The organism is Pseudoalteromonas luteoviolacea, from assembly GCF_001696455.1.
Classification (GTDB): domain Bacteria; phylum Pseudomonadota; class Gammaproteobacteria; order Enterobacterales; family Alteromonadaceae; genus Pseudoalteromonas; species Pseudoalteromonas luteoviolacea_C.
Genome location: NZ_MAUJ01000016.1, coordinates 35,475 through 51,539, shown reverse-complemented (window position 1 = coordinate 51,539; position 16,065 = coordinate 35,475). Strand labels below are relative to the sequence as shown.

Sequence of the window (16,065 nt, the reverse complement as noted above, 5' to 3'; positions counted from 1 at the left end):
AAACCGAACTTTAAACGATGTAAACAAACATACTTTTTGGCACTTTATCCTCCCCCACTTTCATACGTTGAGATAGCGCGTCGCCATCCCCAGCAGGTCAATAAGAATAAAAACAATGGTGCCAAAGCACCCCAAATCATTTCTCCTAAGCTTAACTGCCCCATAATTGCCAAAGGCGAAAAGTTAGTGATCAAAAAAATGGGGAAAAACACAGTGCCTATGATTTGTATAGGTGAAGGAAAAATACGATGAGGTAAATTATTAAAGTCCCACAAAGCCCATATCAAGCTATGAAACGCGGATATATTGTGTAACTTGAATGCTAATAACAGTGGCAATGTAAATACACAGTACATAGTCAGAACACCAAGCACTGCATACAGCAAATATAACCCGACATGGAGTAAATCAAATGCGATTCCAGATGCGTACCATCCATACCCCACTAATCCAAGCCCAACGATAACATTCGGTATGACCATCCAAGTCTCAACATATTTTAGCGTCGCTAAGAATTGAGCCGATACCGGTTTGGTCAATATGAGGTCAAACTCCCCTTCAATAATCTGCCTGTCAAATGCCATGATATTGAACTGCAACATGGCCACAAAAAAGACGGTCATCAAAATGAATGTGCCGATAAATAAATATAAGCTCTGAGGTGCAAACCCTGAAATGTGCACACCAGTATCATGAATGATATAGGCATACAGCAACTTAACGCCTAGATATCCAATCTCAACAAGTAGCCCAAGTACAATATTGACTCGATATTCCAACTGGCGCATGGCGTTGAGTTTAATGAGTAGCGCATAGATTTTTAAATGCTTCAGAAACTGCTGCCACATAGCTAGCCCCCTAATGCGAGATAGGAGCGACTGCCTCGTCGCCACACCACGGTGGACAACAGGAATAACCCGAGGGTCCAAAACAGTTGCAACACTAAACCTGACAGCACTTGTTCAGTACTCAGTACACCCATCAGCGTCTGTAATGGAAAATATATAAGGTATTGAAATGGGAGTAAGCTAAGGTAATATTCGAACGAGGTCCCAAAGACACTCAGCGGCACCACCCCTCCAGACAGCACTAGACTGATTACTCGAACTGACTCAAACAAAGCCCATACTTCATGGAGCCAAAATGCCGTCAGGCTCAGTAAATAAAAAAGCATAAACTGTAAAAAAAAAGCGCCGACAGCTGAGAGTAAGAACAGGGCAACATGAGTCACATCAATTGATAGCGCCCAGTATGTCGTAGCAACCCATAAAGCAACCGCCATCACGATTAGCGTCGTAACAAAGTAGCCCAAATTAGTGCCAACAAACACACTCAGCCGGTAACCAAAATACGACAATGGCTGTACGATAAAACGATTTAAACCGCCGCTTTTAATATCTTCAGCCATGTCATACTCAAACCCTGTACGCAGGGCTTGCGCCATCAATGCAGCCAGAACGACATAACTGAGCATATCGGAATAAGACAAGCCATATAACTTGTCTGCTTGAGTATACGTATAAATTGATTGCCACAACATCCACTGTAAAATGATAGGGAACGCCGCTGCCAGAATAGTGACTAGATAATTAACGCGATAAGTTAGCGCTTTTTGCAACCCCATACCTAGTAACCACATGTACTTATTCACGCTACTTGCCCTTGACGCTGGTACAAGCGCTCCAAACTGTCTTCAAGCGGAGGCGCGGTTATTCGTACATCTTTCACCATGATGTCTTTGAGCAGTTGCTGTAAAACCTCATTTGCGACCCCATCATTCACTTCAAGTTCGGCGCGATGAACTTCATTACTGATCACTTTGCCATACCGACTGAGAAGCTCAGACCGTAGTGCTGATTCACTCTCAATATGGATCCGCCGCAATCCGCCCAAGCTATCTTGTAAATTTGCAATGCAATCATCGAAAATGAGTTGGCCATTTTGAATAACTAATACCCGCTCACACAATGCCGATATGTCTGCCATATTATGGCTGGTAAGCAATATTGTGAGATTATCTTCTTTTACAAGCTGCTGTAAGAATCGCATCACAGCACGCTGTGACAAAAAGTCCAAGCCAATGGTCGGTTCGTCTAAAAACAATAACTCAGGCCCATGCAACAAAGCAGCAATCAGCTCCATTTTCATTCGCTCCCCCAAAGACAGGCGACGAACTTGAATGTCCAACAAATGAGAAACACCTAAAACTTCTGACAAGCGACTCAGGCGCTGGCGAAAAAGTGGCGTTGGAATTTCATAAATGCGCTGACATAGGGCAAAACTGTCTATGGCTGGTAAGTCTGGCCACAACTGATGCTTTTGCCCCATCAAGATAGAAAATCGCTTTTTAAACTGATCCTCTCTATCGCTAGGGGTATGACCCAACACCTTCACCTTCCCTGTGGTTGGGTGCAAAATCCCTGAGAGCATTTTCATCGTCGTTGTTTTACCCGCCCCATTAGTTCCAAGAAAAGCAACCACTTGACCTCTTTCGATATTAAATGAAACATCTTTTACCGCTTCTTTGAATTCCACCTGCCGCTGCCATAAATTTTTGAATGATGCGGATAATCCTTGAGGTTTGCGGTAGAACTTAAAGGTTTTGCTCAGTCCTTCGACTTCGATAACATTCACAGCTTTCCCTTAGCGTTTATTCGGGTCGGCATAGTAACGCGCACATGAGCCGCAGATAGGAAACAACCCGCCTTCCCCTCTCAATCCTCTACGTAATTGCTGCATCCTATGGCCACGCCAAATCTCTTGCACTGATTGCTCATTCACATTGCCGATAGCGTAGTCATAGAACGTATGGCAGGGTGTCACATCACCATTGGCTGCTACTTCCATATAAATCCACGGAAAATGACACTTGTCTCGACGGTCCTCAAGGTTTTGGTAATCTTTATTGAAGTAAGCGCGGTAATTGTTCGCTGATATAGTTTTGGGATAACAGACAAAGTAAATGCCACGCTTTTGGCACTCCTTTTCTACCCAAGCGATTTGTGATTCAATCGCCTTAAAGTCCATCATCGAAAATTGATGTAGTGGCGCGACCATCCCTTCAGCACAAGCCGTATCTGGGACATCGAATAAGCGCTTGAACAAACGACGATGCTGTTCGTGCTCATCCTCAGTAGCGAAAGTTTGAAACTCTATACTGATATGATCCACTTTATCTAAATCGAGGCATTGCTCAAAAAAACCTTGGATATAAAGATGCGTAAGCGGCGTAACGATGAAGGTGTAGCCAATCTTCGGCTCTTTTAAACCTCGACTTTCACGTAGCTCGAAAAGGGTTTCAACACCTTCTTGAACCGTTTCATAAACCCCTTCCCCACGCTGCTCATCGTTAATGTGCTGGGGGCCATCCAGAGATACCCAAATCCGATTGGGCGCAGACTCCAGAAGCTTTTCCGCTTTTCGTTTTAAAAACATGCCATTGGTGGGAATATCCACGCGCGCGCCGCCTTTGCGAATGCGATGAACCACCTCATCAAACCACGGATACATCATAGGCTCACCGCCAAATAGCGCGAAATACGGCTTTACCGGTAAGCATTCATCGATCACTCTAAACACGACGTCTTTTTCTAGCCTATCGAGCTTTTTTCCATGATAAGCGCCATTCTCTCCCCACTCGTAGCACATTTTGCAACGCAAGTTGCATGCGTCAGTGAGCTGCAATGTCACCCAAAGGGGCAGTTGATTTTGTAGTATGTTCGTCATGTTTTCACCCAGTGCTATACAACAGAGTACATTTAGAACAAACAGGCATCAGGCCACACTGTACCTTTTCTCTAAATGCATTAAACGCGCGCCCTTGCCAAATATCTTTAAGTGGCAACGCTTGAAGATTACCCACCTCTAATTCAGGGAAAAACTTACAACTAGAGACTGTGCCACCAGGCAATACATCGATACGATGCGTAATTGCAGCGCAGTTGCGTTTCCCTTCAGCTGGTATCGTTCCTCCCAAGACAAATGGCTCCACTTCTTCCATGCTGAGATCGGGATGAAAACGCACTCGACAAGGCCAAGTTTGCTCAGTTATTTCACCGAGCTCGCGCTTCAAAGCAGGGATATTTTTTGGCGCAATTTTGTGGGTATAGCCGTGCCAGCTGGCTTTACTGAAGTCATGTATGTATTTGGCTCTGTATGGCAAGTGCGTTTGCACCCAAGTATCCATCTGTTCCGCCACTTGTTCTGGCATATACCAGGGAAATACAATGTAGATACTGTCTATCCCTAAGTCAGAGAAATACTCGATAAAGTCTGCTAGCTTACCAACAATGGCATCATGCAAAGTCAGACAAATAGATACCTTGCCATGGTACTGGCCGTTTTTTCGTAGTTGTAACAAGGTGGTGATCCCTCTTACGACCTTCTCAAATACACCTTTTCCTCGGATCGCATCGTTCTCAGCCTCGAGACCATCTAGACTCACTAACATGGCCAAATGTTTTGACATTTTCAGTAGATGCGGCAGATGCTTTTTAATTAACATGCCATTCGTACAAATAGTTAGCCACCTCGGATGCTGCGTGAACAACTCAGCAAGCTCGACCATTTTGGTATACATGAGCGGCTCACCACCCCAAAGATAAAATGCACTTTGACTCGACTCAGTTTGTTTCAACAATTTCTCAATCAAGCCGATATCAACTTCATCACGAACTTGCTGCTTTTCCATATGGTGATGGTAGCCGTCATCATTCCATTCGAAACAATGTGCGCAACGTAAGTTGCAGGTGTTATTCATTTTAATGCCGACTTGATCAGGGACTTCTTGCGCACCAAAAACACCGCTGTCATTTTGTCGCTTTAAACGTGAAATATTCTTAGCCCGCAGCTTGAGTCTGGCAAACTCTTCACGGGTGATTTTTTGCTCAGTTGCAGGTCTCATTGGACGCTCCAAAAATCGGTGAAACTCCAGAATGGTTCTGTAAGTTGTGGTGTAACTCTTGCAACAAAGCAAACGAATACCCGCTGTCTTGCCACTGTTCAAAAGTCACGGCAAACCCCATCGACAACCAAGTATTGGCGTTTTGTGTTTCATAGTCGCCATACGCAGGTAACAGCACCAAAGGTGTCGCAAAATTGAGACTATCTAGTAAACTCGCCCCACCCGGTTTGGTAATGATGGCGGGCGCACTTTGAGCTAACTGCTCAAAGTTGATGTTCAATGGAGGGCCATTTGAATTTGCCTCTGGCAAAATCGTCAGGTCGGGTAGTTTGTCGAGATTTTCCCACGGACAATAATTGGGATCGGTTGTGAGTATGCGTTGATATAGTGATGAAACAAGCGTTGTATCTGCGGGTAAAATCATGTCGCTATAGATAGCCTCACGATTAAGCAATGTGTTCAAAGTCGATAACCCCCCCATTTGCCAGCCGCCGCCATGACAAAGCACCCTTGCTGTTCGTGATTGCCAATCGAGGGGTTGCTCAACAGGATACAATGTGAAAACACGGCTGCTGTCTTTTTGATATAAATAGATATCCCTGACCGATGCCCGCACTGCCTGACTATGCGTGTTAGCATGCAGCCAAGAACTGGAAGGCACCGCATCCATATGGATCGCATCGATTGTTGTTACCGGAGAATATCCCGCCCCCATTACAGCCAGCATAGAAAGCCAAAACCCACTAAATACAATACAGCGCGTAAATTTCTCTTGCTGCCATATGTGCATCATCGTGTCGAACTTATCAGGGTCGATAATGCTTTTTAGGTCGATCCCCCCTTGCTCCACAACTTTTTGTAGTAACAATGCTTTTCGAAAGTTTGCTCGGCAATGACTACGCGTTTGCTGATGCTTACTCAATGCACACTCATCAAATAACTGCTCTAGACAGTACAAATGCGTTGCCGCTCCCTCAGAGCGTAAGTAAGCTCTTAGCCTGACCGCTGGGGCAAAAGATCCCAGCCCACTCGATGCCGTTAAGATGAGTATGTTTTCTCCACGCCAGCTGCTCATAGCAAAGAAGCTCCGACTTCAGATAAACATAAACTCAACGCCTCGCGATAATACTCACTACTTTGAGCGCCGCATTCAAGTTGCACCCAACGTCCTTTCGCTAAATTTGAGTCTGTTGGCAATAACAGGCTCGCAGTGGTCAAAGGCACAACCCCGTCTGCAGCGCCCTCTTCAAATAGTGTGCCCTGCTTGGACAGCTTACTCAGTATATCTTCTAGCTGTATTGCTGACTGATATTGCACATCGTACTGACGCAGTCGAATAGGCCCATTCAGTGATAGCTTTTGTTGCCATCGCATCGCGATACTGCCCATAGATTCACGAGCATTGACTTCAATAACTGGATAAACAGTGCCATCTTTAAGTATTGCTGAGTCAACACAAACAGGCCCAAAGTAGCCATGCTTAAATAGCGCAGACAGAAGTAATCGCACATGCTCGAAATAGTGAGACCGCTCGATGGTGTGCATCAATGCACTGCAACTGAGGTCAATTCCGGCAAATCTAAAACCGCTATTAACAACTTGGCACAAGCCAAGAAATCGAATTTCGCCATCCCCATCAATGCACCACTGACTGGAAAAGTCTATTTCAATATCTAACCATGGTTGGGCAATCAGCCCCCCATGCTTACCACTGTCAATTTGCTTGTGAAAGTGGCGCTGCAACCGCTCAGTGATACGTGATTCTTTAACCAAATATGCACCTTTGCCCGATACACCAAATGCTTCTTTTAAAACATACGGATAATCCAGCTCATGCAATTTATGCAGATCTTTGTCTTGATCAATTACAATGCCTGCACAGGGGATCTCCATATGTTGGCATAGCTGGGTTATCGTCGACTTGCTGTTGGCAAATTGAACGGCCTTCAGATCAGGCAATGTCTGCTCACTAGCAGTAGGTGCATTGGATAAATATGCATATGGCGTCTGGAAGTGCGAAGATAAGAGCACATTCACTTTTGAAAAATGGCAGTATGACTCACTAGACTGAGCGATTAATGAGAATACATTAGGCCAAGATGGTGTGTTTTCTGCCAGCCATGCTTCAGCACTGTCAAACACCGATTGGATGCGATAGTGCCCACCCAAACTTATATGGTATTCGTGCAATGCTTGGCATTTGGGTGTCATGGTCAACGCAATATCTTCGCTCCTTGCCGGCACAAACATTTCGTCCAGCAAGGCTAAATGCAATGCGCTTTTGGCACCCATAGGCGAAGGCAGAGATAAATTGTTTGCACAGTTCCAGCTTGCTTCTGGATCTAAATGCGCCCAATACACATGACCCTGCACAATTTACGCCTCTGTCACACTATGAGAGCGAATATATTCGACCAAACGCTTAGCCGAAGTGAGATTATCAAAGTCAAACGCATCAAAATCGACCTCAATATCAAATTGACTTTCTAGTTCCAGCATAAAGTCAACGATATCGAGTGAATCAATGCCAAAGTCTTCTATAAAGTTACTTTGCTCTGTTACCTGCCCCGCTAGGCTAGGATCATTTTTCACAGTGCACAGTAACTCATTAATTTCAGACAAGTAGTTTACTTTTTGCGCTTCCATTGTTTTTTTCTATTTTGGGTAGACTATTTAATAGACTTAAACGACTGCTGCACAATTTTCAATCAAAAATATCACATGTAGAACACATTATTTACAATAGTGGAACTTAAGTAAGTTTATTACTCGTCAAAACGGGAACTTATGAAATACAAGCCAACAAAAACTGCAAAAATAACAATAAAAAAATTAGGTAATTTTATGAGTAAAGATGGCTTATCCGGGTCAACCGATATGATAGCCACCATCTATACGTAGCGTATCACCCGTGTGATAACTTCCTGCACCTGACATCAAATACACAACCGCTCCGACCATTTCTTCGGCTGACGCCCAACGCTTTAAAGGCACTCTTAACCTTTTTATTGACTCAAACTGCCGCCTATCTTGCTTAATATCAGTATTCATCTCGGTGTCGACCCAGCCAGGCATTATGCAATTTACGTTGATCTTATGTGGTGCCAACTCAATGGCCAATGCCCGACAAAGACCTTCAATACCAGCTTTTGCGCTGCTGTAATCGGTGAAAAGCGCATTGCCATGCAGTGCGGCAAGACTGGAAACGGCAACAAGACGCCCCTCTCCTTGTGCTTTAAGTGGTTTAATCGCTGCTTGAAAGGTGTTCATTGTGCCTTCTAAATTGGTATTGAATGCGGCGCGCCAAGCCGTTGCATTCACCTCATCCAGCGCACACCCTGCACCGCGAACCCCGGCATTAGCAATGCAACCATACAAGCCACCAGCCCATTCCTGTGCCTGCTCAAATGCAACTGAGACACTTTTTGTGCAGGTCACATCACACTTAACCGCAAGTACACGATCACTGTCTGGGGAGATGGCATCACAGGCTCGTTGGCTCCGAGCGTGGTCTCTTGCCGCGATGATAACTTTCGCACCATACTGATGAAGGCCTTTTGCCAAGGCAAAACCGATGCCTCTGTTTCCACCTGTCACGATGACGGCTCGGTTATCTAGATCAAATAAATTCATTTCCTTCGAGATCCTTTTAATCATTTGTGTGCATTATTAATTCACAGATCGGACTTAGGAGAAAGTGAGAAAATGTATTTTTCTATCTTATTACGCGCAAATGCGGCGAAAGATGGAAATATCGTCGTGGTGATTAAAGGTAGGAAGAGAAGTGCAGCGGTACACAGCCATGGTCTACCGCTGCCAGAAACACCATACAGGGCTACCCGCCAAACAACCCCTTAAATTTGTCCTTCAACTTATCTTTAATCGTGTCTTTTGCTTTATCTTTTGCCGCACTGCTTAGATCTAAGCTAGTTTCAACTTGATGAAATGGCCCTTTAATACGTGCAGGCACTTTAAATCCAGTGCTGGTATCTTGACTGCTTTGACCCTCTATCGTATCTACGATCCCTGTTACTACGCGATAGTCAACAAAGGTTTTAGGGAGATCCACAGTGCCCGATCCCGTGACCCGGATCAACGGACTCGCCAACAACAAATCGGTATTTTTACCCACCCCTTGATTAAAGCTAAAGCTGCCTGTCAGTGCAGAGAAATCGGTTTTTTGCTCCGGATCAAAATCAGCATTAATGCCCTCTGATAAACCTGAGAAGTTGCCTTTAAGCATTTCTTGGCCTTTGCGTACCATCTCAGCTAAGTTTGCGCCTTTTACACCACCATCTTTAAATTCAAAAGCTAATTTCCCGCCAAGTCGCGAAACAAACTGCTTCTGACTGACACCTTGAGTATTTAGATTCCAATTGATACTGCCCTTACCTAACACTTTGTCAAAGTCGACGGCATCCGTGAGAAGCGGTTCAGCATTGATTGCTTTCAGTGCAAAGTTTGTTTCAATTACATAGGGTTTTTTCGCCGCATTGACTGCTATTACACCGCGTCCACTGCCTTCATAAGCATTAAACTTATCCAGTGAAACCCGCGCTTTACCCTGCGCGAGTTGAACAGATAACTGGTTTTCACCCAGTGTAATTTTACGTGCTTTTAATCCTGTAGAGCGGACTTGCAACCTCGCATCAAGTTGATTCAGTGCAGAAAGGTCAATTTCTGTATCATCCCAAACAATAGGTTGCGCTGGCGTACTTTCTTGTTCGGTAGGCGTCTCCTCAGCGACCTTCACAGGCTCTGGCAAATACGGGTTCAGGTCGAGCATGCCCAAATCAACATCTGCACTCACCGACAGGCGTTCTTTCAAGTGAACACGCGCATTGCCTTCTATCTTCAATGCATCCAACTCAGCGCTCAATCGACTCAAAGTAAAGACACTGTCAGCAAATTGCATCTCACCGTTTATTTTGAACTGATTGAATGCATTGTCTTTCGCATCTAATGGAATATTTTGCCATGCTGTAAGTGCTTTCACCGAGTCGCCCGAGACCGTTAACTCACCTTTAAAACGTTTAGCCTGCTCAACTACCTCACCCTTAAAGTCTACATTAACTAACTCATTCTTCAGTTTTTTGGAGAATTTGAAGTCTTCACTTTGAATGGCTTTAGCTGGATTATCTACTGCCAACTCTAATTCAAAACGCTGTGCTTGATAGCTAATCGCTCCGCGGATCGCCAGAGGCTGGTGCAATGAAGGCAACATCACGCTCAAGTCCAAATCCGTTACTTTTTGTTCACTGTTCGTCTGCGCGTCTTTATAAACCACAGATCCACCATATATGGCTACTTCACCCAAAGAGATATCAAATCCAGCAGGGAGCTGTGTTGCACCACTTTGCTGTCCACGCTCACTAGGCTGTTTGTCTCCAGTCGGTGCGGTTGGGAAAAGCTGCCAGTTTGGTTGTCCATTGGTGTCGACCTCGAGTAACACTTGCGGATTGTTAATCACAAAACGTTCAAGCGTAAACTCACCAGACAACAAAGATAGCCAGGGAATATGCACAGCCAATTGCTCCATTGACAGCATATTTGGTTGACTGCCCGTGGGCATGTTTGCGAACTCAACTTGATTCAGAGTGATATTAAGCTCTGGAAAAACAGACAGTTCACTGTCTCCAGAAATCGTGAGCGTTCGCCCTGTTGTTTTTTCAACTTGTGATGTTAGTTGCGAGACAATCGTCTCAGTTGGGATCAGGAGTGGCGCAAGAATTAACAACACCACTATGAACACAACAACACCCACAACACCTTTCAATATTGCCTTCATCGACAGTCCTTCCACTGAAATAAACCTCTATGCATTATCATAGCGAGGTGAATAAAAAACCACAAAAAAGTCGTAAATTCCTGTTCGACTTCGCCTCTATTCTGCGGTTACTCCAAGTTTGCAGAAATCCCCCCCCCAATTCGACCAAAGTGCGAAATAGGCCAAAACAATCACACTTACTTGTACCGAAGCAAATTGAGACAAAAAGAACAGTAAAAGCGCATTGCAACTGCGCTAGATCTAGGTATGATCCTCGCCTTTGTCAGTTTAATGATCCGTTCGCTAAACTGTATAGTCTAGATTTAAACTTAACGTTGGAGAGTTGCCGCAGCATGAAAAAGTTGCTCATATCACCGTCAAATATGGCTTTGGGCGAACAAGAAAGTCAGATTTATCAAAATATTTTAAAGCAATCTACTGAGATCAGTCTCAATCTGATGGCGGTAAAGGTTGAAAATCACCCAGAAGATTTTCTGGGCTGGTGTTATGAGTTACTTGATGTAGCAAAAAACCGCATTAATTTTGATTTACTAGATGACCATCAGTTACCAACGGTAAAAAAGCTGCAGGATATGTTGATATCTGCAATCAGCTTTTTGCAAGTAAAAACGCTGAGAATTGCACCTTGGCCTGTTGTCAGTGAGTTCATTGCCGAGCGCAAAGAGCACCTTGCGTTAGAAGAGCAACTCAAGCTGATGGAATACGTAAGTCAACTGCGTGAAACCCCGCTACAAGAAATGATTGTTGAAGATCGCTTGGCAATCGCCGGCAAGCATACAGCCAATCACGATGTCAGCGTTTATCAATTTGATGTTGAATGGTTTGCTTCAACCAAAAGCGCAAAAGGGTTCCACCAACTATTCGCTGACTTACCAGCAGAGTTTGATCAGGCCCTAGCACATATTCCTTTAGATGGCACCGTGAGCGAATCAGACTATCAAGCGTTTATGATTGCTTATCTTAGTGCATTTAACGGCAGTGATGAAAAGCCAACTTTAGCGCCGGCAACACGCTTATTGGCAATGCGCCGCCCAGACGTGTTTACGCCAATCGTAAACAATCGTTTAGATGCGTTGTGCCAAGCTTTGGGTATTACACGCCTGAATAATCGCGATTTTGAAAGGTACTGGACAGACATCGTTCAAACCATTACTAAAATGCCATGGTGTGCAATGGCAACAGCGACGAATGACTTGGAAACAGAACTCGTTAAGATTAAAGCGCTGCTCCCAACATTGTTCTATTATGCTGACAAAGACACGCCAACCTCGTCAAATTATTACAAACTATTGCATAAACCAAAGCGCACTAGCACGGCATCTGGCAGTAGATCGGTCAAACGGAGTAAAGAGTCAGCGGCAACGCTTGTTGATAGAGCCCTCAGTGATGAAAGTATTCCAGAACACATCAAGGCAAAACGTGATTCAATTATCGCCGAAGTGGAGAAAGGCCGCAGCGTTGATGAAACCATTCAATTAATGCGTACAATCTTTGGCTAAGTAACTCAGATAACCTGCATGAAAACAGTGCAGGTTATCTAAATACGCACCACCTAAGTGCAGCTTTTCGTTGCCACTCACTTGCACCTCGCCATACCCTGCTATAATTATCGTTTTCAATTTCAATCAGATATTAAAATTCTCACGCAGCTTTTTTGTACTGGCGTAAAGATTGCGTTTGCAAGGGACTGTTGACTTTTATGCTGCATCTAAAAGTTCAATGGCTCTAAGTTCAAATTACAAATTTTTCTGTGCCATATAGGAACCATTATGACAAATAAAGCTTCACTCATTGCTTGCACCTGTTTAGCCATTTTAAATTTTGATGTATTCGCTGCCAGCGGTCACAGTGTGACTGCCAATGTCGCTGCCAGTTCCAACTACTTTTGGCGAGGGCTCACCCAATCTGATGACGGCGCAGCTGTCTCTGGGGGTATCGATTACAGTAACGATTCGGGCTTTTATGTTGGGACTTGGGCATCTAATGTCGACTTTGGCGACACATCCAGCACGAGCTACGAGCTAGACTTGTATTTAGGTTTTAGCGGAGAGATCCAAAAAGTTCGCTACGATATAGGTTATATACATTACGCTTATCCTGATGCCGCAGGAGACACAGATTTTGGTGAAGTCTATGCATCACTTGGCTGGCGTAATGTTGACTTTAAGGTGAGCTATTTAACCCATGCTCAAAATGACAGTAGCACAGAAGAAGAAATGCTCTACATTGAGCTCAATGCCAGTTTTCCCGTATTTAAAGATTCTGAACTCGGGTTTCATATCGGCAACTCAAGTGGGGATACCGTTATGGAGTGGACAGGCGAAGATGATAGTTACATGGACTATGGTGTCAGTTTAAGTAAAGACGGTTATACCTTCGGCCTCGTCAAGACTGACCTTGATGCAGATGATGATATTAAGGTGTACGTCAGCTACGCGCTAGATTTTGACTTATAATGTTAAGTTGCTGCAATAGCAAAGGGCCTGCAGGCCCTTTTATGATTAAAGTTTGACGCCGATTGTGGCACTCACTTGTTTCGCCAACTCAACGGCAGACTCAGCATTCGCTGCACGGGCAAGTGCAACTCCCATTCGACGAGTCCCCTGTACTTCAGGTTTACCAAAAAGACGTACATCTGTATTGGGTGCAGACAATGCCTCTGCTACATGCGTAAATTGTACCTCTGTCGAGTTTCCTTCTACCAAAATAACACTCGAAGCCGATGGGCCGTTAAAGTGTATATTTGGGATTGGTAGCCCAAGTACAGCGCGTGCATGTAAAGCAAATTCACTTAAATGTTGCGAGATCAACGTCACCATGCCAGTGTCATGTGGTCTTGGCGACACTTCGCTGAAATACACCTCGTCACCTTTAATGAAAAGTTCGACACCAAATAGCCCGCGCCCACCTAATGCATCGGTTATCTTACGCGCTATTTCTTGGCTATGCTCTAAAGCCGTTTCGCTCATCGCTTGTGGTTGCCAGCTTTGTTGATAGTCACCATTTGCCTGTACGTGGCCAATGGGTTCACAGAAGCTCGTGCCATTTACATGTCGAATGGTCAAAAGCGTGATTTCATAATCAAACTCGACAAACCCTTCAACAATGACTCTGCCTTGACCCGCACGTCCCCCTTGCTGTGCATACGCCCAAGCCGACTCAATATCCGCATCATGCTTCACCACACTCTGCCCTTTGCCTGATGAACTCATAATCGGCTTTACAACACATGGCATGCCAATTTTATTGATGGCCGCTCTGAAGTCTGACAAATTATCAACGAATTGATAAGGAGAAGTCGCTAAGCCTAGTTCTTCGGCAGCCAAACGGCGGATCCCTTCTCGATTCATGGTTAACTGTGTCGCTTTTGCCGTGGGTACCACAGTAAATCCCTGAGCTTCCAATTCCACCAGCTTACTGGTTGCAATCGCTTCTATCTCTGGCACGATATAATCGGGTTGCTCTTGTTCGATGATCTCTGCAAGCCTTTCGCCGTCAAGCATAGATAAGGTATAACTGCGGTCCGCCACTTGCATAGCAGGGGCATGTTCATATCTATCTAATACTACAACCTCTGCACCAAGTCGTTTAAATTCAATCACGGTTTCTTTGCCCAGCTCACCGCCACCACAAAATAATATTTTACAAGCTGTCTTGCTAAAAGGTGTCCCCAGCAATTTTGTTTTCATAACTTTTCCTGATAAACGTCATCTCACAACAACATAGCCTACTTGCAGCGCATACCGTCAGTCCAGCACTATTCATCGCACTTAGAGGGAGAGTTATGAGGATTGCTTAACCACCTTGCTGCGATATACATTACCCTGCCCTAATTGTAGTTTGAGGTCGTCATCAATACTCAAGGCGCCCACCCCTTCAGGTGTACCAGTCATCACAATATCTCCTGGGTAAAGCGTAAAAAACTTCGCAATATCGGTCAGTAACTTCGCCATATTGAAAATCATGTGGGCACTGTCCCCACGCTGCTTTAACGTATCATTTTGCCAAAACTGATATGTTAAACCTGATTCAAGCATCTCCTTATTCACCGGAATAAAGGGCGTAATGCAGCCACTAGCATCAAACGCTTTGGCAGTCTCCCAAGGGTGACCTTTTTGCTTCAGTTCAGCTTGTAACGCTCGCAAGGTGAGATCAAGCCCAAGCCCCACGCCAGCAATACGGTTGAGCGGAACGGTACAACTACGGTCAATTTTTTCGCCCACCAGTAAGACCAGCTCAGCCTCATAATGATGTTCCCCAAGACTTAAATTGATCGCGGTCTCAGGGCCGAAATCACATAGTGCACTACTGGGTTTGATAAATAATAACGGTGCTTTAGGTACTGGGTTGTTGAGTTCCTTTGCATGGGCCACGTAGTTACGCCCTACACAAACAGCTTTACCCACAGGCAATGCCATGTTGACATCAGACTCCCACTTATGACGGTACATAGTACACTCCTTAAAAACGCTCTGGATTGCCCTAATAATATGATGAAAACATGTAAAAACAGAATGTTATCTATTCATACTGACTATACATCCTATTTATCACGTGGCGCATTCCAAATACATAAGTAAAGTTTTTTTGCCACTATTTCCACCAGCAAATGTTAATAAAATCGCCATAAAAGTTGAAAGCTTTATAATCACAAGTTATAAAAAGCGCTATGCAAGTAACTAGGAATCACAACCATGAAAGCCCATGACAATATCCCTTTAACCGACTTTATAGAATATACCCCAGAGGAAATGCAACAGCGTGCTGACGACAACTTAGCACTGATGAAGCGACGTCACACAATCCGTAGTTTCAGCGACAGGCCAGTCCCTAAAGAAATTATCGAGGCGTGTATTCAAACTGCCGGCTTAGCACCGAGTGGCGCAAACCACCAGCCTTGGCATTTTGTTGCGATTCATAGTAGCGACGTTAAAAAACAAATTCGAGAGGCCGCTGAGCAATTAGAGCGTTCATTTTATGAAGGCCGTGCCGGTGATGAATGGTTAGATGCCCTAAAACCGCTGGGCACTGATGCTGACAAACCTTATTTGGAACACGCGCCATGGTTAATCGCCATTTTTACTCAGAAAAAAGGCGGGATCCATAGCGAGGACAAAAATACAAACTACTACGTGCATGAATCAGTTGGCATCGCCACTGGATTTTTAATTCAAGCGTTGCACAATGCAGGATTAGCAACACTTACCCATACCCCCAAACCAATGAGCTTTTTAACCGAAATTTGTCAGCGCGACAAAGACAATGAACGTCCTTATATGTTGTTGATAGCGGGGTACCCCGCAGAAGATGCAACAGTACCAGAGCACGCGTTGGTTAAAAAACCACTTGAAGAAATTGCGTCTTTCATCTGATA

General features: G+C 44.6%; 17 protein-coding genes. 4 read left to right on the top strand and 13 right to left on the bottom strand.

The genetic code is table 11. The features are described 5' to 3' along the window. Positions 1 to 44: 44 nt before the first annotated feature. From A7985_RS23935 to A7985_RS23895, 9 genes are all read right to left on the bottom strand, one after another. Complete coding sequence (locus A7985_RS23935) at positions 45 to 848, bottom strand: ABC transporter permease (RefSeq protein WP_081310719.1); 804 nt, start codon at positions 846 to 848, stop codon at positions 45 to 47. Positions 849 to 850: 2 nt separating this feature from the next. Next, positions 851 to 1,651, bottom strand: coding sequence for an ABC transporter permease (locus tag A7985_RS23930; RefSeq protein ID WP_065792931.1), 801 nt, complete (start codon positions 1,649 to 1,651; stop codon positions 851 to 853). Continuing rightward, positions 1,648 to 2,634, bottom strand: coding sequence for an ABC transporter ATP-binding protein (locus A7985_RS23925; protein ID WP_065792930.1), 987 nt, complete (start codon positions 2,632 to 2,634; stop codon positions 1,648 to 1,650). The genes A7985_RS23930 and A7985_RS23925 overlap by 4 nt, the downstream gene beginning before the upstream one ends. Before the next feature lie 9 nt (positions 2,635 to 2,643). Next, positions 2,644 to 3,726 carry a radical SAM protein gene (locus A7985_RS23920; protein ID WP_081310718.1) on the bottom strand — a complete coding sequence of 361 codons (1,083 nt, stop codon included), beginning with the start codon at positions 3,724 to 3,726 and terminating at the stop codon, positions 2,644 to 2,646. Between the two features lie 4 nt (positions 3,727 to 3,730). Next, positions 3,731 to 4,903: a radical SAM protein gene (locus tag A7985_RS23915; RefSeq protein ID WP_065792929.1), complete on the bottom strand. Its 1,173-nt coding sequence runs from the start codon at positions 4,901 to 4,903 to the stop codon at positions 3,731 to 3,733. Continuing rightward, on the bottom strand, positions 4,887 to 5,978 hold the full coding sequence (locus A7985_RS23910) for a hypothetical protein (RefSeq protein ID WP_065792928.1): 1,092 nt from the start codon (positions 5,976 to 5,978) through the stop codon (positions 4,887 to 4,889). The genes A7985_RS23915 and A7985_RS23910 overlap by 17 nt, the downstream gene beginning before the upstream one ends. Then, complete coding sequence (locus A7985_RS23905) at positions 5,975 to 7,276, bottom strand: hypothetical protein (protein ID WP_065792927.1); 1,302 nt, start codon at positions 7,274 to 7,276, stop codon at positions 5,975 to 5,977. Before A7985_RS23905 ends, A7985_RS23910 begins: the two co-directional genes overlap by 4 nt. Before the next feature lie 3 nt (positions 7,277 to 7,279). Next, a complete protein-coding gene (locus tag A7985_RS23900; protein WP_065792926.1) occupies positions 7,280 to 7,549 on the bottom strand; it encodes a phosphopantetheine-binding protein in 270 nt (89 codons plus the stop codon). Between the two features lie 222 nt (positions 7,550 to 7,771). Next, positions 7,772 to 8,536, bottom strand: coding sequence for an SDR family NAD(P)-dependent oxidoreductase (locus tag A7985_RS23895; RefSeq protein WP_065792925.1), 765 nt, complete (start codon positions 8,534 to 8,536; stop codon positions 7,772 to 7,774). Between the two features lie 72 nt (positions 8,537 to 8,608). Between A7985_RS23895 and A7985_RS26670 the strand changes: the two genes are divergently transcribed. Then, positions 8,609 to 8,761: a hypothetical protein gene (locus A7985_RS26670; protein WP_176716802.1), complete on the top strand. Its 153-nt coding sequence runs from the start codon at positions 8,609 to 8,611 to the stop codon at positions 8,759 to 8,761. Here the strand turns inward: A7985_RS26670 and A7985_RS23890 are convergent. Then, positions 8,739 to 10,691, bottom strand: a complete 1,953-nt coding sequence (locus A7985_RS23890) for an AsmA family protein (RefSeq protein WP_065792924.1) — start codon at positions 10,689 to 10,691, stop codon at positions 8,739 to 8,741. The two genes, A7985_RS26670 and A7985_RS23890, sit on opposite strands and share 23 nt — an antisense overlap. A 332-nt stretch (positions 10,692 to 11,023) precedes the next feature. On the opposite strand from A7985_RS23890, the gene A7985_RS23885 reads away from it, so the two are divergent. Beyond that, the gene (locus A7985_RS23885; protein ID WP_065792923.1) at positions 11,024 to 12,190 is read left to right on the top strand and encodes a hypothetical protein; all 1,167 of its coding nucleotides are present in this window, start codon (positions 11,024 to 11,026) and stop codon (positions 12,188 to 12,190) included. On the opposite strand, the gene A7985_RS26665 is transcribed toward A7985_RS23885, so the two are convergent. Then, positions 12,167 to 12,310 carry a hypothetical protein gene (locus tag A7985_RS26665; protein ID WP_176716801.1) on the bottom strand — a complete coding sequence of 48 codons (144 nt, stop codon included), beginning with the start codon at positions 12,308 to 12,310 and terminating at the stop codon, positions 12,167 to 12,169. The genes A7985_RS23885 and A7985_RS26665 overlap by 24 nt on opposite strands. Before the next feature lie 150 nt (positions 12,311 to 12,460). Here A7985_RS26665 and A7985_RS23880 point away from each other — a divergent pair, with 150 nt between their 5' ends. Next, positions 12,461 to 13,147: a TorF family putative porin gene (locus tag A7985_RS23880; protein WP_081310716.1), complete on the top strand. Its 687-nt coding sequence runs from the start codon at positions 12,461 to 12,463 to the stop codon at positions 13,145 to 13,147. Between the two features lie 45 nt (positions 13,148 to 13,192). Here the strand turns inward: A7985_RS23880 and purT are convergent, their stop codons facing one another. Continuing rightward, positions 13,193 to 14,380, bottom strand: a complete 1,188-nt coding sequence (gene purT, locus A7985_RS23875) for a formate-dependent phosphoribosylglycinamide formyltransferase (protein ID WP_065792922.1) — start codon at positions 14,378 to 14,380, stop codon at positions 13,193 to 13,195. Between the two features lie 93 nt (positions 14,381 to 14,473). Continuing rightward, entirely contained in the window at positions 14,474 to 15,142 is a 669-nt protein-coding gene (locus tag A7985_RS23870) for a fumarylacetoacetate hydrolase family protein (RefSeq protein WP_065792921.1), read from the bottom strand. Positions 15,143 to 15,385: 243 nt separating this feature from the next. Here A7985_RS23870 and A7985_RS23865 point away from each other — a divergent pair, with 243 nt between their 5' ends. After that, positions 15,386 to 16,063 (top strand): nitroreductase family protein, encoded by a 678-nt coding sequence (locus A7985_RS23865; protein WP_065792920.1) that lies wholly within the window; start codon positions 15,386 to 15,388, stop codon positions 16,061 to 16,063. Positions 16,064 to 16,065 lie beyond the last annotated feature (2 nt).